Raw genomic sequence first — 20672 nt, forward strand, 5'->3', positions numbered from 1 at the left:
GACTGTGAGGACGGAAGCACACACGGCGTTCCGTCAAGATGGACACTTTCGCGGCATGAAAAAGGCGGCCGCTACGCCTCTCCCTCCCCGTCCCGGGGAGGGTGGCTGAGGCGAAGCCGAAGCCGGGTGGGGGCGGCAGGGCAAATCAAGCGCCGAGGGCCGATCGCCTGGCCCTCCCCACCCGGTCGCTGCGCGACCACCCTCCCCGGGACGGGGAAGGAGAAGCGCCAGCCAGACCCCTAGCGGTCCTTTTCGCGCTCCACGCCCGAGCGAGCGGCCAGGGCAGCCTGGGCGGCGGCCAGGCGGGCGATCGGCACACGGTAGGGCGAGCAGGAGACGTAATCCAGGCCCACCTCTTCGCAGAAGGCGATGGACGACGGATCGCCGCCGTGCTCGCCGCAGATGCCCATCTTCATGCCCGGCTTGGTGGCGCGGCCGCGTTGCTCGGCGATGCGGATCAGGTCGCCGACGCCGTTCTGGTCCAGGCGGACGAAGGGGTCGCTCTCGAAGATGCCCTTGTCCAGATAGACCTGCAGGAAGCGGCCGGAATCGTCGCGGCTGATGCCGAAGGTCGTCTGGGTCAGGTCGTTGGTGCCGAAGCTGAAGAACTCGGCGTATTCGGCCAGATCGGCGGCGCGCAGGGCCGCGCGCGGCAGTTCGACCATGGTGCCGACCAGATAGTCGACCCGGTCGCCCGCCTCGGCGAAGACCTGCTCGGCCGTGCGGTCGGTCAGTTCGCGCAGATACTTCATCTCCAGGCCCAGGGCGACCAGGGGGTGCATGATCTCGGGGATCGGCGCCACGCCCGACGCCGCCTTGACCTCCAGCGCCGCCTCGAGGATGGCGCGGACCTGCATCTCGTAGATCTCGGGATAGGCCACGCCCAGGCGGCAGCCGCGGTGGCCGAGCATGGGGTTGGTTTCCTGAAGCTCCTTGGCGCGGCGCTTCAGCTTGGCGGCGTCCAGCCCCTGATGCGCGGCCAGGGCGTCGATCTCGGCCTCGGTGTGGGGGATGAACTCGTGCAGCGGCGGGTCCAGCAGGCGGACCGTGACCGGCAGGCCGCTCATGATGGCGAACAGCTCGGCGAAGTCGGCCTTCTGGAACGGAGCGATCTTGGCCAGGGCGGCGCGGCGGCCCTGCTCGTCGTCGGCCAGGATCATCTCGCGCACGGCGGCGATGCGGTCGTCGTCGAAGAACATGTGCTCGGTGCGGCACAGGCCGATGCCCTCGGCGCCGAAGCCGCGCGCCGTCTTGGCGTCCAGAGCCGTCTCGGCGTTGGCGCGGACCTTGAGACGGCGCAGACCGTCGGCCCAACCCATCAGGGTTTGGAAGTCGCCGGTCAGCTCCGGCTCGATCATGGCCACGGCGCCGTCCAGCACCTCGCCCTTGCCGCCGTCGATGGTGATGACCTCGCCGGCCTTGAAGACGCGGCCCCGCGCGGTGAAGGTCCCGGCCTTCTCATTGATCGAGATCTCGCCCGCGCCCGAGACGCAAGGACGGCCCATGCCGCGCGCCACCACCGCCGCGTGGCTGGTCATGCCGCCGCGCGCCGTGACGATGCCGCGCGCCGCGTGCATGCCGTGAATGTCCTCGGGGCTGGTCTCGTCGCGGACCAGGATGACGGCGTCGCCCAGTTGGGACAGGCGCTCGGCTTCGTCGGCGTCGAAGACGATTTTGCCGGTCGCCGCGCCCGGCGAGGCGGGCAAACCCGTGGCCACCACCGACCGCTCGGCCTTGGGGTCCAGGGTCGGGTGCAGCAACTGGTCCAGAGCGGCGGGCTCGACCCGCGACACGGCCTCTTCCTGGGAGATGACGCCTTCGGAGGCCAGGTCCACGGCGATCTTCAGCGCCGACTTGGCGGTGCGCTTGCCGTTGCGGGTCTGCAGCATCCACAGGCGACCCTGCTCGACCGTGAACTCGATGTCTTGCATGTCGCGGTAGTGGCTTTCCAGCCGCCCCACCACCTCCACGAACTGGGCGAAGACCTCGGGCATGGCCTCTTCCATCGAGGGGGCGGCCTCGCCCATCTCCTCGCGCCCGGCCCGGGTCAGAGACTGCGGGGTGCGGATGCCGGCCACCACGTCCTCGCCCTGGGCGTTGATCAGGAACTCGCCGTACAGCTTGTTCTCGCCGGTCGAGGGGTTGCGGGTGAAGGCGACGCCGGTGGCCGACGTCTCGCCCATGTTGCCGAACACCATCGACTGGACGTTGACGGCCGTGCCCCAGCTCTCGGGGATGTCGTGCATGCGGCGATAGAATTTCGCCCGGTCGTTCATCCAGCTTTCGAACACGGCGCCGACGGCGCCCCACAGCTGGGCCTGGGGGTCCTGCGGGAAGGGCTTGCCCAGTTCGCGCTCGACCAGGGCCTTGTAGTCGGCGACCACCTTCTCCCAGTTCTCGGCGGTCAGTTCAGTGTCGACCGAGACGCCCAGGCGATCCTTGTGATCGTCCAGCACCTCTTCGAAATAGTCGTGGCCCAGGCCCAGCACCACGTTGGAATACATGGTGATGAAGCGGCGGTAGGAATCGAAGGCGAAGCGCCGGTCGCCCGACAGCTGGGCCAGGCCCTCGACCGTCTGGTCGTTCAGGCCCAGGTTCAGCACCGTGTCCATCATGCCCGGCATGGAGGCGCGGGCGCCCGAGCGCACCGAGACCAGCAGGGGGTTGGCGGCGTCGCCGAAGGTCTTGCCCACCACGCCCTCGACGTGGGCCAGGGCGGCCTTCACCTGATCGACCAGGTCGGCCGGATAGGTCTCTTCATTGGCGTAATACCAGGTGCAGACCTCGGTCGTGATGGTGAAGCCCGGCGGCACCGGCAGACCCAGCGAAGACATCTCGGCCAGGTTCGCCCCCTTGCCGCCGAGAAGGTTCTTCATCGAAGCGTCGCCGTCCGCGGACCCGCCGCCGAAGCCGTACACCCACTTGGTCATTTCGCAGTTCCTGAACCGTGGTCGTCGGCGGGAACTTCCGAGTCCCGCTTTACGGAGGCTTTCACTAGCGCGCTGCACCTGCGAAGGCGAGGCCGGGGGCGTAACAATCCGTGAGAAGATGTGTCGGAAGGCGAATTGACTTCAACCCCGCCTGTCCCGGATAGACAGGCCTAGAGGACGACCTCTCCCATCTTGGGCATGACGCCGGGACGACCCGGCACGCCATGCAAGGGAGACTGTCATGGCCTGGATTTTCCTTTTTCTCGCCGGCCTGCTCGAAGTCGTCTGGGCCTTCCTGATGAAGATGTCGGACGGCTTCTCCAGACCCTGGCCGACGATCGGGACCCTCGCCTTCATGATCGTCAGCTTCGGCCTGCTGTCGCTGGCGATGAAGAGCCTGCCGCTGGGCACGGCCTATGTGATCTGGACCGGGATCGGGGCGGTCGGCGCCTTCGTCGTCGGCATCGCCGTCCTGGGCGAGCCCGTCACGCCGATGCGCGTCATCGGCGCGGTGCTGATCGTCAGCGGCCTGATTGTGCTGAAGCTCGCTTCGAGCCAATGATCGGGGCGACAGCCTCGGAGCCTCGCCATGGAACTGATCATCGGGCCGCGCCTCTTCTCCACCTGGTCGCTGCGGCCGTGGCTGGTGCTGAGGCGCGCGGGCGCCGACTTCGAGACGCGCGAGGTCTGGTATCGCACCGAGGCGGAGAAGGCCGAGTTGCGCCGCCTCTCGCCCTCGGGCTTCGTGCCCCTGCTCAAGGTCGAGGGCGAGACCCTCTGGGACACCCTGGCCATCAGCGAATGGGCCGCCGAACGCTATCCCGAGGCGCACCTGTGGCCGATCGATGCGACCGCGCGCGCCCTCGCCCGCTCGGCGACGGCCGAAATGCACTCCGGCTTCCACGCCCTGCGCGAGCTGTGCGGCATGGGGCCGGGCCACCCCATGGCCGGGGACGCGCGGGCCCAGGCGCCCGCCGATCCGGGCCTGGACCGCGACCTGGCGCGTCTGGTCGCCCTGTGGCGGCAGATGCGCGCGCGTTTCGGCGCCGGCGGGCCGTGGCTGTTCGGCGACTGGTCGATCGCCGACGCCTTCTTCACCCCGGTGGCGGCGCGGGTGCGCCACTATCAGATTGACCTGGCCGCGCATGGCGACGACGGCGTCGGCGCGGCCTATGTCGCCGCCCTGCTGGACCAGCCGGATTTTCGCGAATGGGAGACGGCGGCGCTCTCGCCTAACGCCGGTTAACCGCGCTTGAGAACGGCGGTTTAAGATCGCCGGTTTACGGCTCAGCTTGTCCGGTGGAGGGACGAGAGGGGGCGAGGGGCCATGCGCACGATCAGCAGGAACACCGACTGGGCGCGTACGGCGCGCGCCTACGCCCTGGCGGCGCTCGTCCTGGCCCTGGTCTGGACCTCTCTGCTGTCGCTGGTGATCTAGACGCCTAGCGGGCGCCGGCCAGGACGGCCTCAGCCACCTGCAGCGGCGCCTGAACGGGCGGGACGTGGTCCAGTCGGATCGGCACGGCGCGCGCGCCCGAGGCCACGGCGTCCAGCGTCTTCAGCGGCCCGCCCATCATGCGCTGGTAGATCCAGTAGGCCGCCACGACCTTCTCCACGTATTCGCGCGCCTGGGGCACGTCGATGGTCTCGATCAGCAGCAGGGGATCGGCCTCGGGGCCCAGCTTGCGGATCGCCGCCAGCATCGGCCCCGGCCCGGCGTTGTAGGAGGCCACGGCCTTCAGCAGGTCGCCCTGGAAGGACTCGATCTCCAACAGGCGGTTCAGATAGTCCTGGCCCAGCTTCATGTTCACGGCCGGGTCCAGCAGGCGCTGCGGCGTGCGGACATAGCCCTGGTCGCCGGTCATGTGCGCGGCCGTGGTCGGCATCACCTGCATCAGCCCATAGGCGCCGGCGCTTGAACGGGCCGCGGCGTTGAAGTCCGTCTCCTTGCGCGCGATGGCGTAGACGAGGGCCTTCTCGATGGTGAAGCCGCCCTCGGGCTGAAGGTCGGGCATGGGATAGCGCAGGGCGTCGATGCGGACGGCGTCGGCCTGGGCCGCACGGCCCGCGGCCACCAGGCGATAGAGGCCCGCCCACATCTGCCGCGCGGCCTTGTCGCCGCCCGAGGCGCGCAGACCGGTGCGGGCCGCCTGCTCGGCGTCGCCGCGGCGGCCGACCTCGTACAGGGCCACGGTGCGACGGGCGTTCTCGTCCGACTGGATGAAGGCGTTCAGCTCGCGCGCGTCGACGCCGATCGGCTCGGGCGCGAAGGCGGCGCGCTGCAGCGTCGCCGTCTCATAGGAGCGCGGCCCCAGGTTCTCGATCGCCGGCTCCTCGCCCAGCTGGCGCAGGGCGATCTGGCCGTAGAAGGTGGCCGGCCAGCGCGCGGCCTGGCGCAGATATTCGACGACCCGTTCGTGGCGGCCCGACTGGCCCGCCGCCCGCGCCGCCCAGAAGGCGCCGCCGGAACGGACCCACGGGTCCTCGGCCGGGTCCTGGGCCACGTGTTCGAAGGCGCGGAAGGCGTCGGAGTGCTCGCCCAGTCGCCAGGCCGCCAGGCCCGCCGTCCACCAGTCGCCGATCTCCACGCCCTGGGCGTAGGCGCCGTTCAGGTCGTCGTTGTTCAGGGCGACGCGCGCGGCCTTGGCGGGGTCGTTGACGCCGCCGTCGCTGGGCGCGCTGGTCAGGGTGTCCCAGGTGCGGGCCAGCAAGCCGCCGGGGCGCTTGGGCTCGGCCGCGCCGTCGGGAATGCGGCGCATGGCCAGGGCGTAGACGCGCGGCGCCATGGGCAGGTCTGAATAGGTCTCCAGCCAGGCCGCCAGTTCGTCGAAGCCGGCCGTGTAGCTGGGGTGGAACAGGCGCTCGAACTCGACCTGGCCCAGCAGGACACGGTCCTTGGCCTGGCGCGCCGCCGTGCGGGCCAGCTCCAGATCGCCGCGCCGCAGGGCGTCGAAGGCGGTGGTGTAGCTGAGGCGGTCCTCGCTGCTCAGGGCCGTCGGCGCAGCCAGGACGGCGCCGCCGCCCGCGACGGCAGAGGGCCGGGCCGTGTCGTTATCGTCGGCGAAGGCGGCGGTCGCAGCTGTGGCGCAGAGCGCAAAGGCGAGCAGGGACGCGCGGCGCGTCCGGCGGAAAGGATACATACGCGGGGGCCCCCTTCATCGGCGCCGGACCCGTCTCGATTCGGGATTCTACAACGCTCTGCGGACTGGTCTCCAAGCCGAAAGGATGCCTGAATCAGGCCCCCGGCTCAACCGCTCCGGTCGCCAATCGTGCCGACAAATTCAAAATGTCCTGCCAAACCAATCCCTTGGCCTGCGGCTGGCGCAGCAGGAAGGCGGGATGCAGGGTGGCCATGGCGGGGACGGACAATCCGCCTTCGGACAGTCGCCAGTCGCGCCACTGGCCGCGCACGCGCATGATGCTCTCGTCGGTCTTCAGCACCGCCTTGGCCGAGGCAGCCCCGACCAGCAGCACGGCCCTGGGCTTCAGTAGGGCGAAGGCGCGCTCGACGAAGGGGGCGCAGATCGCCTGCTCCTGCGGCGTCGGCGGGCGGGCGCCCGGCGTCTTCCAGAAGACGGTGTTGGTGATGAAGGCCTCGTCCAGCAGGCCGCCAGCCGTCAGGATGCGGTCCAGAAGCTGGCCGGCCTGTCCGACGAAGGGCTGGCCGCGCGCGTCCTCCTCGGCGCCGGGGCCTTCGCCGATGACCATCAGCGCGCCTTGCGGGTTGCCGCGCGCGAAGACCGCCTGGCGCGCCCCCATGGCCCGCAGAGGGCAGCCCTCGAAGGCGGCGATGGCCTGGGCCAGGTCGTCCAGGCTGCGAACCTCGGCCGCGAGGCGTCGCGCCTCGGCGACAGCGTCATCGATGCTCGGGGCGCCGCCGGGCGCGCGGATCGGCGTGATCGTGGCCGTCGCCCTGGGCGTCGGGGCGACGAAGACGGTGCGGTCGACCGGGGCGTCCTCGAAACAGGCGTCCACGCCCGCGTCGCGCCAGAAGGCGAACAGGGCCTCGGCGGCAGCCATGTCGAGGGGGGTGGTGTTCATAAGGCCTAAGGCAATAAGCCTTGACCGCCCCCGCGTCACCTCCCGATAAGGCGGATAACCACGACGATATCAGGGACTACGGGGATCATGGCCGAACAAATGTTCGAGGGCGGCGCCAAAAACGCGTGGCAGGAAGCCGTCATCGACAATCTGCCGCCGCTGGAGGCCCTGGCGGGCGTCGAGCGCGAGGTCATGGAGTATGACGTCGTCATCGTCGGCGGCGGCCCCGCCGGCCTGTCCGCCGCCATCCGCCTGAAGCAGCGGGCCGAGAAGGACGGCAAGGAGATCTCCGTCGCCGTGCTGGAGAAGTCGGCCGAGATCGGCGGCCATGTCCTGTCGGGCGCGGTGATTGATCCCAGGGCGCTGAACGAGCTCTTCCCCGACTGGAAGGAACGCGGCGCGCCGCTGGAAACGCCGGTGACCAAGGACAAATTCCTGGTCCTGGGGCCGCAGGGGCAGGCGTCGCTGCCGATGTTCGCCATGCCGCCCTTCATGCACAATGACGGCTGCTACATCGCCTCGCTGGGCAACGTCGCCCGCTGGCTGGCCGAGCAGGCCGAGGCGCTGGGCGTCGAGGTCTATCCCGGCATGGCCGCCAGCCACGTCGTCTGGGAAGAAGAGACCGGCCGGGTGAAGGGCGTCGTCGCCGGCGTCTTCGGCATCGACCGCGAAGGCAAGCCGACCGGCGACTTCCAGCCCGGCATCGAGCTGCACGGCAAATACGTCTTCATCGCCGAGGGCGTGCGCGGGTCGCTGGCCAAGACCATCATGGCCCGCCACAACCTGTGCGACGGCGCCGAACCGCAGAAGTTCGGCATCGGCCTGAAGGAGCTGTGGCAGGTCCCGGCCGAGAAGCACCAGCCCGGTCTGGTCCAGCACACGACCGGCTGGCCGCTGGACGACAAGACGGGCGGCGGCTCGTTCCTGTACCACTTCGGCGACCGCTATGTGTCCGTCGGCTTCGTAGTGCACCTGAACTACAAGAACCCCTTCCTGTCGCCGTTCGACGAGTTCCAGCAGTTCAAGCACCACCCGGCCATCGCAGAGCATCTTGAGGGCGGCACGCGCGTCTCCTACGGCGCCCGCGCCATCACCGAGGGCGGCTTCCAGTCGGTGCCCAAGCTGGCCTTCCCCGGCGGCGCCCTGATCGGCTGCTCGGCGGGCTTCGTGAACGTGCCGCGCATCAAGGGCAGCCACAACGCTATGAAGACCGGCATGATGGCCGCCGACGCCGCCTATGACGCGGTCATGGCCGGCCGTGCGGGCGACGTGCTGGAGGCCTATGAGGCGGCCTATAAGGCGTCGTGGGTCTATAAGGAGCTGAAGGTCGTCCGCAACGCCAAGCCCCTGCTGTCCAAGCTGGGCACGATGATGGGCGGGGCGGTCGGCATGTTCGACCTGTGGGTCAACCACCTGACCGGCGGCTTCTCCTTCTTCGGCACGATGAAGCACGGCAAGACCGACGCCGCCTCGACCGAACCCGCCTCGCAGCACAAGCCGATCGCCTATCCCAAGCCGGACGGGAAGCTGTCGTTCGACAAGCTGTCGAGCGTCTTCATCTCCAACACCAACCACGCCGAGGACCAGCCCGCCCACCTGAAGCTGCTGGACCCGTCCGTGCCGATCAGCGTCAACCTGCCCAAATACGGCGAGCCCGCGCGGCTCTACTGCCCGGCCGGGGTGTACGAAGTCGTCTATGCGGACGAGGCGAACCGCGCCGATCCGCGCTTCGTCATCAACGCCCAGAACTGCGTCCACTGCAAAACCTGCGACATCAAGGACCCGTCGCAGAACATCGTCTGGACCACGCCCGAAGGCGGCGGCGGCCCCAACTACCCGAACATGTAAGCCAGAGCCCCTCTCCCTCCCCGTCCCGGGGAGGGTGGTCGCGCAGCGACCGGGTGGGGAGGGCCAGGCGAAGCATCCTCCCTCTCCCGTTGGGAGAGGGGATTTGCGTTCTCGAACTCTTGCGGGCGGCGGGGAAAGCGTGAAGGGTCCGGCCATGCGTTTCGTCCCTCGTCGCCCCGTCCTGCTCCTGGCCGCTTCCGCCCTTGCGATCTCGCTCGCGGCGCCCTCGCTCGCGCAGGAAGCGCCCGCCGAGGCTCCGGCCGAGGCCCAGGCCCCCGAGCCGAACGGCGATCCCCAGGTTCCGCCCATCGTCATCGAGGATGCGGAAGCTCCTGAGACGCCCGAGGTCGCGCCCATTCCCGCCGAATGGACGCCGATCCCGCTGGACGCGCGGGGCCGCAGCGCCTTCGGCCTGTATCTGGCCGGGCGCAACGCCCTGACCAGCGGAGAGAGCGCGGCGGGGGCCGATTATCTGGCCCGCGTCTATGCCCTGACGCCCGAACAGCCGCGCGTGCGCGAACAGGCCTTCACCGCCGCCCTGCTGGCCGGCGACTTGGACGAGGCGGGCCGCATCGCCCCGACCGATCCGGAGGTTTCGCCGGCCCTCCTCCAGGCCGGACGCCTGGTCGAGGCGGTGCAGACCTATGTGCGCGGCGACGCGCGGCGCGCCGACGCCCTGCTGACGACCGCGCCGGTGGGTGCGCCCCATGATCGTGCGGGCTTCTACGTCCAGGGCTGGATCGCCGCCGCCGCCAAGGACTGGGACCGCGCCCTGGCCCTGCCGCCCGCCGATTTCGACCCGGTCAGCGTCCTGGTGGCGCGCGGCAACCGCGCCCGCCTGCTGGAACAGCGCCGCCGCTATGACGAAGCCGACGCCGAATGGCGCGACCTGACCAGCCACGCCCTGGCCGGCGCCCTGTTCCGCCTGCCCTACGGCGAGTTCCTGGAGCGGCGCGGCCGCCGCGACGAGGCGCTGGTCCAGTATGACGCGGCCGTCACGGCCGGGACCGCCGACCGCCGCATCCGCGAGGGGCGCGAGCGCGTGCTCGCCAAGGCCCGCCCGCCCGCCCTGCCCTCCTTCCGCGCCAGCGCGGCCCAGGCCCTGCGCACGGCCGCCGACCAGATGATCGCCCAGCGCGCCTATGAGTTCGGCGCGGTCTATCTGCGCCTGGCGCAGAACCTGGACCCCAGCGACAACACCCAGCTGCTGATCGGCCAGACCCTGATCCAGGGCGGGATCGAACCGGCCGGGCGCGCCGCCCTGGCCCAGGTCAGCCCGCGCTCGCCCTCGGCCTACGCCGCGGCCCGCATCCAGACGGCGATCAGCCTGGGCAAGATCGACCGCGACGACGAGGCCCTGGCCGAACTGCGCCGCGCCGCCGCCGTCAGCCCCGACGAGGTCTCGATCGCCTATATGCTGGCCAGCCAGCTGATGCAGATGAAGCGCTACGAAGAAGCGCTGGCCCTGCTGGACGCCCCGCTGCTGAACACGGCGGATCAGGGCTTTGAAGTCCATTTCCTGCGCGGGGCGGCCTATGAAGCCCTGGATCGGGACAAGGAGGCCGAGGCGGAGCTGTGGACCGCCCTGCAGATGCAGCCCGACAATCCGACCCTGCTGAACTACCTCGGCTATCTGTGGGTCGACACCGGCACGCGGGTCGCGGAAGGCGCCGCCATGATCGCCCGCGCCCACGCCGCCGATCCGTCGGACGGCAACATCCAGGACTCCCTCGGCTGGGCCCAGTTCCGCCAGGGCCAGTACGATGCGGCGGTGGCCAACCTGGAAGGCGCCGTCGACAAGGAACCGGCCAACGCCGAGATCAACGACCACCTGGGCGACGCCTATTGGGCCGTCGGCCGCACGCGCGAAGCGGGCTTCCAGTGGAACCGCGTCCTGACCCTGGACGTCGACGCCCAGCGCAAGGCCGAGGTCGAGGCCAAGCTGCGTGACCGCCTGGGCCAGGACCCGACGGGGGACAAGGGGCTGGGGAACGCCGGCGGCGCGGTCGACTGATCATGACCGACGTCCTGACCGGCCTGGCCCCGGCCAAGATCAACCTGCTGCTGCATGTCGGGCCGGTGCGCGCCGACGGCTACCACCCCCTGGTCAGCCTGGCCGCCTTCGCCGACGTCGGCGACCGGGTGGCGGTGCGCCGCGCCGAGGCCCTGTCGCTGGCGGTCGAGGGGCCGTTCGCCGCCGGTCTGGACGGACAGGGGGACAATCTGATCCTCAAGGCCCTGCGCGCCCTGGGCGAGGCGGCCGGGATCGGCGATCCGCCCCTGGCCGTGACCCTGGACAAACGCCTGCCCATCGCGGCGGGGCTGGGCGGCGGCTCGGCCGACGCCGGAACAGCCCTGCGGCTGGCGGCGCGCCTGCTGGACCTCGACCTGACGGAGGCGGCGCTGGAGCGGCTGGCGCTGGCGGCCGGGGCCGACGGCCCCATGTGCCTGCGCGCCCGCCCGGCCTGGGCCTCGGGCGTGGGCGAAGTCCTGGAGGACGAGCCGCGCCTGCCGCCGCTGCACGCCGTCCTGCTGAACCCTGGCCTGCCGTCGCCGACGGGGGCCGTCTATCGCGCCTATGACGCCGCGCCGGACGGGGCGGCGGACCGGCCCGCGCCGCCCGCCGATTGGTCGGCGCCCGCCGTCATCGACTGGCTGTCGGCCCAGAGAAACGACCTTCAGGCGCCGGCCCTGACGCTGACGCCCGGCATCGACGAGGCGCTGGCGGCCATGCAGGCCGCGCCCGGCTGTCGGCTGACGCGGATGTCGGGTTCGGGGGCCACCGTCTTCGGCCTGTTCGACGACCGCGCGGCGGCGATCGAGGCCGTCTTCGCCCTCGACCGGCCCGGCTGGTGGACCCGTCCGGCGGTGCTGGGCGCGCCGGATGTCGAACCGCGTGCGGTTATTTAACTCGATTTACAGCCCCTGAAGGCCAGGCTGACGGCCATGACCCAGCTGACGACCGAACAGACCGCCGCCTTTGAACGCAGCCTGTCGCGCCTGTCGCCCGCCGACCGCACCCGCGTCGAGGCCCTCAAGGATCCGGCCGCCCGCGCCGCCGCAGAGGCGGCCCCGCACTGGGACTTCGGCCTGCCCGCCCGCACCGTGGACGCCCTGCTGGGCGCCGAGGCGAACGACGACCAGAGGCGCGGCCTGATCGCCGCCTGGGCGCTGGAGCTGCCCGACCGCATCGCCGCCGAGCGCCTGCCCCAGCCGGTGCTGGCGGGGTATCCGACCTATATCGACCGCCTGGCCGCCTATCTGGACAGCGGCGCCGCCTACGATCCTGACTTCTGGGCCAAGGATGTGCGCGTGGCCCTGGCCCTCAGCGTGCCGGGCAGCAACACCCAGATGCTGGACATGTCCTCGCCTGTCGGGCCGGGCCTGGTGGTGCGGCACATGCTGGGCGGGCGCGGCCCCGGCCCGCTGATCGCCTGGGTGCAGGCCGGCGGCTGGCGGTCCTGGCTGGAAACCCACACCGAGGCGCGCGATCTTTCGGACTTCAACGAGCCGGGCTGGGAGCGGAACTGGGCCGCCGCCGCCGCCCTGCTGCGCACCCGGCCCGACCTGGCGGGCGTCATCGGCTCCAGCTGGTTCTTCGATCCGCCGCTGGAGACCATCAGCCCGCGCCTGACCTATCTACGCACCACGCCGATGAACAACGGAGCCTTCATGGTCCATCAGGGCGGCGGCCACATCCATGACGAACGCGCCTCGGCTTCCTCGCCCACACGCCGCGCCATGATCGAGAAGGGCGAATACAGCGCCTGCTCCTGGCTGTTGTGCTGGCCGCGCAAGCCGTTGATCGCCTGGGCCGAGAGGCGGGGCCTGATCTAGGCGTCTTCTTTCCTCCCCATTGCTTGGGGAGGTGAAGCTCAGCCTTCGCTTATCCGCGCCCACGCCTCGCCCACCGGCAGGACCTCCAGCCCGGCCGCCTTAGCCAGGCGGATCAGCCGGTCCAGGTCCTCGGGCGTGCAGCCGTAGGGGGTGGGATGGCTCTCCACGTCGTGGCCATAGGCGATCAGCCAGCCCGGCGCCTCGGCCGCGCGAGCGACCAGAGCCTCCAGGTCGTAATGGGGCAGGCGGCGCGACTCCAGGCCGATGGCCTGGAGATTGGCCCGGTCGGCGCGTCCGGCGTTGACGCCGTCGCGCACTCCACGTCCCAGCAGGAAGCGCTCGTCGATCACCGCCTTGGCGCCCAGGGCCACGTCGCCGAAGGGCCAGGCGAAGGTGGTCATGACGTGGCCGTCCAGCCGCTCTTCGACCCAGGCGGCGTTCCTCGCCAGTTGCTCCGTCAGCTCGGCGGGGCTCAGACGCAGGGCGCTGACGTGGTCGAAGGTGTGGCAGCCGACCTCATGCCCGGCTGCATGCGCGGCCTGCAGGTGTTCGACCTCGAACTGGGCCTTGCCGAGGTTCTCGCCGCCGCACAGGCCGCCCGCGACGTAATAGGTCGCCCGGACCCCGTGCTCGGCCAGGATCGACCCCGCCTCGATCCAGGCGCTGGCCGGGAAATCGTCGAAGCTGAGGCTGAGAATACCGCGCGCCGGCGCCACGGTCGTCGGCCGCACGTTGAGGTAGCGGGCCGCCCGGCGGCGCATCTGGTCGATCCGTTGCTGCATCATGGCCGCCTTCTAGCCCGAGCCCGCTTGCGGAAGAATGAAGCCCGTCGCCTTGCTGGCGAAGCGTGGCGGCCCTATGGTCCGCGCCTCCCGAAATCGGACCGAAATGTCGACCGTGGCCGCTGCTGAACCTCTCTCGTTTCAGGACCTGATCCTGACCCTGCACCACTATTGGAGCGAGCAGGGCTGCGCCATCCTGCAGCCCTATGACATCGAGGTCGGCGCCGGCACCCTGCATCCCGCCACCGTGCTGCGGGCGCTGGGCAAGAAGCCGTGGAAGGCCGCCTACGTCCAGCCGTCGCGTCGTCCCGGCGACGGCCGCTACGGCGAGAACCCCAACCGGCTGCAGCACTATTATCAGTATCAGGTCATCCTGAAGCCGAACCCCGACAACCTGCAGGAACTGTATCTCAACAGCCTGCGCGCCATAGGCATCGACCCCAGCCTGCACGACATCCGCTTCGTCGAGGACGACTGGGAGAACCCCACCGTCGGCGCCTGGGGTCTGGGCTGGGAGGTCTGGTGCGACGGCATGGAGGTGACGCAGTTCACCTATTTCCAGGGCGTCGGCGGCATCGAGGTCGACGTCGTCTCGGGCGAGCTGACCTACGGGCTGGAGCGTCTGGCCATGTATGTTCAGGGCGTCGACAACGTCTATGACCTGAAGTTCAACAAGGAAGGCCTGACCTATGGCGAGGTCTTCCTCGAGAACGAGCGTCAGCAGTCGGAAGCCAACTTCCACGGCTATGACGTCGCCGCGCTGAAGCGCCGCTTTGAGGACATGGAGCGCGAGGCCGCCCACTTCCTGACCATGAAGGGGCCGCAGGGGCAGCCGCTGGTGCTGGCCGCCTATGACCAGGTGCTGAAGGCCTCGCACCTGTTCAACCTGATGGACGCCCGCGGCGCCATCGCCGTCGCCGAACGCCAGAGCTACATCGGCCGCATCCGCGACCTGTGCAAAGCCTGCGCCCTGGCCCAGGTCGAGCACGAAAGGGCGACGGCGTGATGTCCCAGCTTCTCCTCGAAATCTTCTCCGAAGAAATCCCCGCCCGCATGCAACAAGGCGCTGCGCGCGACCTTGAGCGCATGGCGTGCGACCGTCTGAAGGCCGCGGGCCTGACCTGGGACGCGCTGACGACCTACGCTGGGCCGCGCCGCCTGACGCTGGTGATCGACGGCCTGCCCGCCGCCACGCCCGATCGCAATGAAGAGCTGAAGGGGCCCAAGACCTCGGCGCCCGCGCAGGCGCTAGAAGGCTTCCTGCGCAAGACCGGCCTGACGCAGGACCAGCTGGTCGAGCGCGACGGCGTCTGGTTCGCGCAGATCAGCAGCAAGGGCCGCGCGACCACCGAAGTCGTGGCCGAGAGCGTCGACGACATCATCCGCCACTTCCCCTGGCCCAAGTCGATGCGCTGGGGCACGGGAACCCTGCGCTGGGTGCGGCCGATCAAGCGCATCCTGGCCCTGTTCGACGGGGCGGTGATTCCGTTCGAGGTGGACGGTATCCAATCGGGCGACGTGACCGAGGGCCACCGCTTCATGGGCGCGGGCCAGCCGTTCGCGGTCAAGGACTTCGCCGATTACCGCACCAAGCTGGAGCGCAACTTCGTCCTGCTGGACGCCGCCGACCGCAAGCTGCGCATCCTTGAGGGCGCCCGGGCCGTCTGCGCGGCCAAGGGTCTGGCTCTGGTCGATGACGACGGCCTGCTGGACGAGGTGTCGGGTCTGGCCGAATGGCCGACGCCGATCCTGGGCGACATGGACCCGCAGTTCCTGGCCCTGCCGCCGGAAGTGGTCCAACTGTCGATGAAGGTGCACCAGAAGTATTTCGCAGTGCGCGAACCGGGCAAGGACGGTCTCGCCCCGCACTTCGTCGTCGTGGCGAACGTCGAGGCGACCGACGGGGGGCAGGCTCTGGCGGCGGGCAACGCCAAGGTGCTGTCGGCGCGTCTGAGCGACGCCGAGTTCTTCTGGACCGAGGACCAGAAGGTCGGCTTCGACGCCTGGAACGCCAAGCTGAAGGACGTCACCTTCCACGCCAAGCTGGGCACCCTGGCCGAGCGGGTGGACCGCATCGCCGCCCTGGCGCGCGAGATCGCCCCGCTGGTCGGCGCCGACGCTGATCAGGCCGAACAGGCCGCACGCCTGTCCAAGGCTGATCTGGCCTCAGGCATGGTCGGCGAGTTCCCGGAACTGCAGGGGATCATGGGCGGCTACTACGCCCGTCTGGCCGGCCAGCCCGACGCCGTGGCCGACGCCATCCGCGACCACTACAAGCCGCAGGGACCGGGCGACACCGTCCCGACCGCCCCGGTCACGGTCGCCGTCGCCATGGCCGAAAAGCTGGACACCCTGGTCGGCTTCTTCGCCATCGACGAAAAGCCCACGGGGTCGAAGGATCCCTATGCGCTGCGCCGCGCCGCGCTGGGCGTGATCCGGCTGGTGCTGGAGAACGGGGTGCGTGTCGAGCTTTCGAATATCGTCATCCATGCAGGGCGACGACTAATGGCTCAGCAGTTGGCTGGCCGCGCCGACAAGCTTGAGGCTTTCTTGGAGCCGCTTCGTAAGAGCGGCGACTTGGCAGACAATGGGCTGTTGCAACAGCTTTCAAGCGTATCTCAAAAGACTGCCGGTGTGCTTGTCGTTGATAGCGTTGAGAAAACAACGCCTCAGGATTGGGAGCGTCGACGCTCCCTCGATTTTGGGTTGTTTGTAATGGACCGCCTGACCGTCCTCCTGCGCGACAAGGGCCAGCGACACGATCTCGTGGCGGCCGTCTTCGCGCTGGGCGACGACGATCTGGTGCGGATCGTGCGTCGGGTGGAGGCGCTGGCCGCCTTCCTGGCGACGGACGACGGGGCGAACCTGCTGGCGGGCTACAAGCGCGCCGCCCAACTGCTCAAGGCCGAGGAGAAGAAGGGGCCGCTGCCCGAGGGCGCCGTCGCCACCGGCCTGCCGAACCAGCCGGCGGAAGAGACCGCCCTGGCCTTCGCCGCCGCCGCCGCCGCCTCGGCCGTGGACGCGGCGCTGGAGGCCGAGGACTTCGCCGCCGCCATGACGGCCCTGGCCGCCCTGCGCGGCCCGGTGGACGCCTTCTTCACCGCCGTCATGGTCAACTCCGACGTGGCCGAAGAGCGCGAAAACCGCCTGAAGCTGCTGGGCCAGGTGCGCGGCGTCATGAACCGCGTCGCCGACTTCGGCCAGATCGCGGGCTGAGGCGCTCAAGCAGCCGAAGCACAAGAATGATCCTTCTCCCCTTGCGGGAGAAGGTGGACGGCGAAGCCGGACGGATGAGGGGTTGCGGGACGTCAGGTCTCGCACCCCTTTTTCATATGTCGAGAGACCCCTCATCCGGCCCTGGCGGGCCACCTTCTCCCGCAAGGGGAGAAGGAAGAAAAAGGCCCCTGCGCCGGAGCGGAGGGGCCTGATCCTGTTTACGCCTTCCGGGCGTCCAGCCAGCGGACGGCGTCGGCGTCGCGGGCCGACAGGTCGGGGTAGTCGGGGTCCGAGCCGACGTCCGGCACCCGGCGCCAGGAGCGGGCGCACTTGGGATGGTCGGCCAGCTTGACCTCGACGGTGACGGCCTCGCCGCCGACCACCAGTTCAGCGCCCGAGGTGCGGAACACCTCGGCGGCGTCCAGCCCCTCGAACGGCGCCAGCAGCTCGGCCGGGGCGGTGACAACCGGCCAGGCGTCCAGGGCGCCGCCGATGACCTTGTCGCGGCGCGCGGCTTCCAGGGCTTCGTTGACGACCTCCAGCACGGTTTCGACCTGGGCCCAGCGACGAGCTTCGGCATCATGCCGCCACGTATCAGGCGTGTCGGGGATGACGCGCGCGCAGTTGGTGCCGGCGTCGGGGAAGCGCGTGGTCCAGGCCTCGTCCATGGTGAAGGGCGTCAGCGGGGCCAGCCAGGCGGTCAGGCGGCTGAAGACCTCGTCCATCACCGTGCGCACGGCGCGGCGGCGGACGCTGTCGGGACGGTCGCAGTAGAGGCTGTCCTTGCGCACGTCGAAATACAGCGCCGACAGATCGCCCGAGCAGAACTCCAGCACCGGGCGCACCACGTCCTGGAAGCGGTAATCGCGGTAGGCCTCGCGCACCTGCTGATCCAGCTCCCACAGGCGGTGCAGGATGAACTGCTCCAGCGGCGGCATTTGGTCGTGGGGCAGGCGCTCGGCCTCGTCGAAGCCGTTCAGCGCGCCCAGCAGATAGCGGACGGTGTTGCGCAGCTTGCGATAGGCGTCGACCGTGGTCTGCAGGATCTGCTTGCCGATGCGCTGGTCGTCCGAATAGTCGACCAAGGCCACCCACAGGCGCAGGATGTCGGCGCCCGACTCCTTGATGATGGTCAGGGGGTCGGTCGTGTTGCCCCGCGACTTCGACATCTTCTCCCCGTTTTCATCAAGGGTGAAGCCGTGGGTCAGGACCGCCTTGAACGGGGCGCGGCCGCGCGTGCCGCAGCCTTCCAGCAGCGACGACTGGAACCAGCCGCGGTGCTGGTCCGAGCCTTCCAGATAGAGGTCGGCCGGCCAGTGCGACGGGCGGTCGCCCGTATAGCCGCTCTCGGCCGTGCGCGGGTCCAGGGTGAAGGCGTGGGTCGAGCCTGAGTCGAACCAGACGTCGAGGATGTCGGTGACCTTCTCGAACCGCTCGGGATCGTGCGCGCCCAGGAAGTCGGAATCGGGGGCCGAGAACCAGACGTCGGCGCCGCCCTCGGCCACGGCCTTGACGATGCGGGCGTCGACCTCGGGGTCATGCAGGGGCTGGCCCGTCTGCTTGTCGACGAACATGGCCAGGGGCGTGCCCCAGGCGCGCTGACGGCTGATCAGCCAGTCGGGACGGCCCTCGACCATCGAGCGGATGCGGTTCTTGCCCGCCGCCGGGTGGAAGGCGGTGGCGTCGATGGCGTTCAGGGCGCGGTTGCGCAGGGTGCCGTCGTCCTCGAGCCGCTCGTCCATGCGGATGAACCACTGCGGCGTGTTGCGGAAGATGATCGGCGCCTTGGAGCGCCAGGAGTGCGGATAGGAGTGCTCCATCCGGCCGCGCGCCAGCAGGTTGCCGGCCTCGATCAGCTTCTCCATCACCGCGCCGTTGGCGGGACCGAACTTGCCGGTCTTCTTGCCCTCGGTCTCCAGCACCTTGAGGCCCGCGAACAGCGGCACGTGCTCGTAATAGGCGCCGTCGGGATCGACCGTGTCCGGCACCTCGCGATGGCCGTGGGCCAGCCAGACGGCGTAGTCGTCCGCGCCGTGGCCCGGCGCGGTGTGGACGAAGCCGGTTCCTGCGTCGTCGGTGACGTGATCGCCCGCCAGCAGCGGCACGGAGAAGCCGTATCCGCTGTCCAGCGCCGCCAGCGGGTGGGCGCATTCCAGGCCCGACGGGTCGATGTCGTAAACCCGCGTCCAGGCGGCGATCTTGGCGGCCTTGAACACGTCCTCGGCCAGTTTGTCGGCGATGATGAAGCGGTCGCCCGGCTTGGCCCAGGGCTCGTAGTCCAGCCCTTCCTCCAGGGCCGTGACCTCATACAGGCCGTAGTTGATGTCCGGTCCGTAGGAAATCGCCCGGTTGGCGGGGATGGTCCAGGGCGTGGTGGTCCAGATCACCACCGACGGCGTGGCCGTGCGGAAGGCCAGCAGGTCGTCCGGATGGCTGTCGGTCGCCCCGACCACCGGGAACTTGACCCAGACCGTGGGCGAGACGTGGTCGTGATACTCGACCTCGGCGTCGGCCAGGGCGGTGCGCTCGACCGGCGACCACATGACGGGCTTGGAGCCGCGATACAGCTGGCCCGAGTTCTTGAACTTGTGGAACTCGGCGACGATGGCCGCCTCGGACGTGAAGTCCATGGTGGCGTAGCGGTTGGCGAAGTCGCCGGTGATCCCCAGGCGCAGGAACTGGTCGCGCTGCAGGTCGATGTATTTGCCGGCGTATTCGCGGCAGGCGGTGCGGAACTCTTCCTTCGAGACCTCGTCCTTGCGGCGGCCCTTGGCGCGGAACTGCTCCTCGATCTTCCACTCGATCGGCAGGCCGTGGCAGTCCCAGCCCGGCACGTAGTCGACGTCATAGCCCAGCAGGAAGCGCGAGCGGACCACGAAGTCCTTCAGCGTCTTGTTCAGGGCGTGGCCGATGTGGATGTCGCCGTTGGCGTAGGGCGGTCCGTCGTGCAGCACATAGAGCGGCGCCTTCTGGGCCTGACGCAGGCTGCGCAGATGACCGTACAGGTCGCCCCACTGCTCCAGGATCTCAGGCTCCTTCTTGGGCAGGCCGCCGCGCATGGGGAAAGGCGTCTCGGGCAGGAAGACGGTGTCGCGATAGTCGCGGCCGGAAGGGGTCTGGGTGTCGGCGTCGGCCATGGGATGTCTTTTCATCTTTGCGCGCGCGGCCGCTCGGAAACGGCGTCGGGCGTCAGTCTAGCGTGAAGGCGCCGGACGGCCCATGCCCTGATCGCCTCAGGAGGCTTCGTCTCGGCGAAATGTTTCGAAAAATCCCGACGTGCGCGGGGCCAGGCCCTGCGGCGCTACGCCGGGCGGCTAATCGAAATCGGACGGATCACGCGAACGGTCATGGTTGAAATGCTCTAGCAGAGACGCCCGCCCGCGCGCCATCCCCGGATCGCGCAAAGCTTGTCAGCCGCCCCGGCGCGCCGGATAGTCCTCGGGAGCGGCGGGAGGAATTGCGATGCGCAAGCTGATGACGGCGAAGACCACGGCCATGGCGGTGCTCGCCCTGCTGGCGGCCTGCTCCCAGGCCGGAGAAGCCGCCGACGCGCCCGAGCCGCCCGCCCCCGCCAAGGTCGGCCGCGACGCCGCCTATGAGGCCGCCGCCGGCGAACCCGAGGGCTTCGTGCGCGCGCTCTACGGCGTCTACGCCGCGACGGGCCAGGCCTCGCCCGCCCCCGGCCGCGATCCCCTGCTGGGCCGCACCCTGAACGCCATGGTCGGCGCCGACCACAACCAGGCTTTGGGCAAGGGGCGACGCCCCTATCTGCGCAAGGACTTCATCTGCGACTGCACGGGCGGCCAGGTCGTCCTGACCTCGGTGCAAACCGCCCAGGCCGACAAGAACAACGCCGAGGCCGCGGTCGTCTTCACCGTCGACGGCCAGGAGAAGCGCCAGACCCTGAAGCTGGTCCGCGAGGGGATGAGCTGGAAGGTGGCCGACGTCCTCGTCCCCGGCCAGGCCCCGCTGACGGAGCGGCTGCTCAAGGTGATCGAGTAGAAGCCCCTCTCCCGCG

The 20672-nt window shown here is 69.8% G+C and carries 14 protein-coding genes; 9 read left to right on the forward strand and 5 right to left on the reverse strand.

The window, feature by feature from the left end:
* Nucleotides 1-239: 239 nt before the first annotated feature.
* Nucleotides 240-2930, reverse strand: coding sequence for a pyruvate, phosphate dikinase (ppdK, locus tag D8I30_RS01845; protein ID WP_121481221.1), 2691 nt, complete (start codon nt 2928-2930; stop codon nt 240-242).
* A gap of 241 nt (nt 2931-3171) precedes the next feature.
* On the opposite strand from ppdK, the gene D8I30_RS01850 reads away from it, so the two are divergent.
* On the forward strand, nt 3172-3492 hold the full coding sequence (locus tag D8I30_RS01850) for a DMT family transporter (RefSeq protein ID WP_121481222.1): 321 nt from the start codon (nt 3172-3174) through the stop codon (nt 3490-3492).
* Nucleotides 3493-3519: 27 nt separating this feature from the next.
* Complete coding sequence (locus tag D8I30_RS01855; RefSeq protein WP_121481223.1) at nt 3520-4176, forward strand: glutathione S-transferase; 657 nt, start codon at nt 3520-3522, stop codon at nt 4174-4176.
* A 196-nt stretch (nt 4177-4372) separates the two neighbouring features.
* Here D8I30_RS01855 and D8I30_RS01860 read toward each other — a convergent pair whose 3' ends face one another.
* Nucleotides 4373-6070, reverse strand: a complete 1698-nt coding sequence (locus D8I30_RS01860) for a lytic transglycosylase domain-containing protein (RefSeq protein WP_121481224.1) — start codon at nt 6068-6070, stop codon at nt 4373-4375.
* 94 nt (nt 6071-6164) lie between these two features.
* On the reverse strand, nt 6165-6971 hold the full coding sequence (locus D8I30_RS01865) for a uracil-DNA glycosylase (RefSeq protein ID WP_121481225.1): 807 nt from the start codon (nt 6969-6971) through the stop codon (nt 6165-6167).
* 192 nt (nt 6972-7163) lie between these two features.
* Between D8I30_RS01865 and D8I30_RS01870 the strand changes: the two genes are divergently transcribed.
* The 4 genes from D8I30_RS01870 (at nt 7164) to D8I30_RS01885 (ending at nt 12656) form a co-directional block, all read left to right on the forward strand.
* Nucleotides 7164-8819 (forward strand): electron transfer flavoprotein-ubiquinone oxidoreductase, encoded by a 1656-nt coding sequence (locus tag D8I30_RS01870; protein WP_240387359.1) that lies wholly within the window; start codon nt 7164-7166, stop codon nt 8817-8819.
* A gap of 154 nt (nt 8820-8973) precedes the next feature.
* Entirely contained in the window at nt 8974-10833 is a 1860-nt protein-coding gene (locus D8I30_RS01875; protein ID WP_121481227.1) for a tetratricopeptide repeat protein, read from the forward strand.
* Between the two features lie 2 nt (nt 10834-10835).
* Nucleotides 10836-11729 (forward strand): 4-(cytidine 5'-diphospho)-2-C-methyl-D-erythritol kinase, encoded by an 894-nt coding sequence (locus D8I30_RS01880; RefSeq protein ID WP_121481228.1) that lies wholly within the window; start codon nt 10836-10838, stop codon nt 11727-11729.
* A gap of 36 nt (nt 11730-11765) precedes the next feature.
* The gene (locus tag D8I30_RS01885; protein ID WP_121481229.1) at nt 11766-12656 is read left to right on the forward strand and encodes a hypothetical protein; all 891 of its coding nucleotides are present in this window, start codon (nt 11766-11768) and stop codon (nt 12654-12656) included.
* Between the two features lie 38 nt (nt 12657-12694).
* Here D8I30_RS01885 and D8I30_RS01890 read toward each other — a convergent pair whose 3' ends face one another.
* On the reverse strand, nt 12695-13441 hold the full coding sequence (locus D8I30_RS01890) for a polysaccharide deacetylase family protein (protein WP_121481230.1): 747 nt from the start codon (nt 13439-13441) through the stop codon (nt 12695-12697).
* Nucleotides 13442-13544: 103 nt separating this feature from the next.
* On the opposite strand from D8I30_RS01890, the gene D8I30_RS01895 reads away from it, so the two are divergent.
* Both D8I30_RS01895 and glyS read left to right on the forward strand, forming a co-directional pair.
* Nucleotides 13545-14444: a glycine--tRNA ligase subunit alpha gene (locus D8I30_RS01895; RefSeq protein ID WP_003165881.1), complete on the forward strand. Its 900-nt coding sequence runs from the start codon at nt 13545-13547 to the stop codon at nt 14442-14444.
* Nucleotides 14444-16654, forward strand: coding sequence for a glycine--tRNA ligase subunit beta (gene glyS, locus D8I30_RS01900; protein ID WP_121481231.1), 2211 nt, complete (start codon nt 14444-14446; stop codon nt 16652-16654). The genes D8I30_RS01895 and glyS overlap by 1 nt, the downstream gene beginning before the upstream one ends.
* A gap of 218 nt (nt 16655-16872) precedes the next feature.
* Here glyS and ileS read toward each other — a convergent pair whose 3' ends face one another.
* Nucleotides 16873-19791, reverse strand: coding sequence for an isoleucine--tRNA ligase (gene ileS, locus D8I30_RS01905; protein WP_121481232.1), 2919 nt, complete (start codon nt 19789-19791; stop codon nt 16873-16875).
* A gap of 325 nt (nt 19792-20116) precedes the next feature.
* Between ileS and D8I30_RS01910 the strand changes: the two genes are divergently transcribed.
* Nucleotides 20117-20656 carry a DUF3828 domain-containing protein gene (locus D8I30_RS01910; RefSeq protein ID WP_121481233.1) on the forward strand — a complete coding sequence of 180 codons (540 nt, stop codon included), beginning with the start codon at nt 20117-20119 and terminating at the stop codon, nt 20654-20656.
* Nucleotides 20657-20672: the final 16 nt, after the last annotated feature.

The organism is Brevundimonas naejangsanensis, assembly GCF_003627995.1.
GTDB lineage: Bacteria > Pseudomonadota > Alphaproteobacteria > Caulobacterales > Caulobacteraceae > Brevundimonas > Brevundimonas naejangsanensis_B.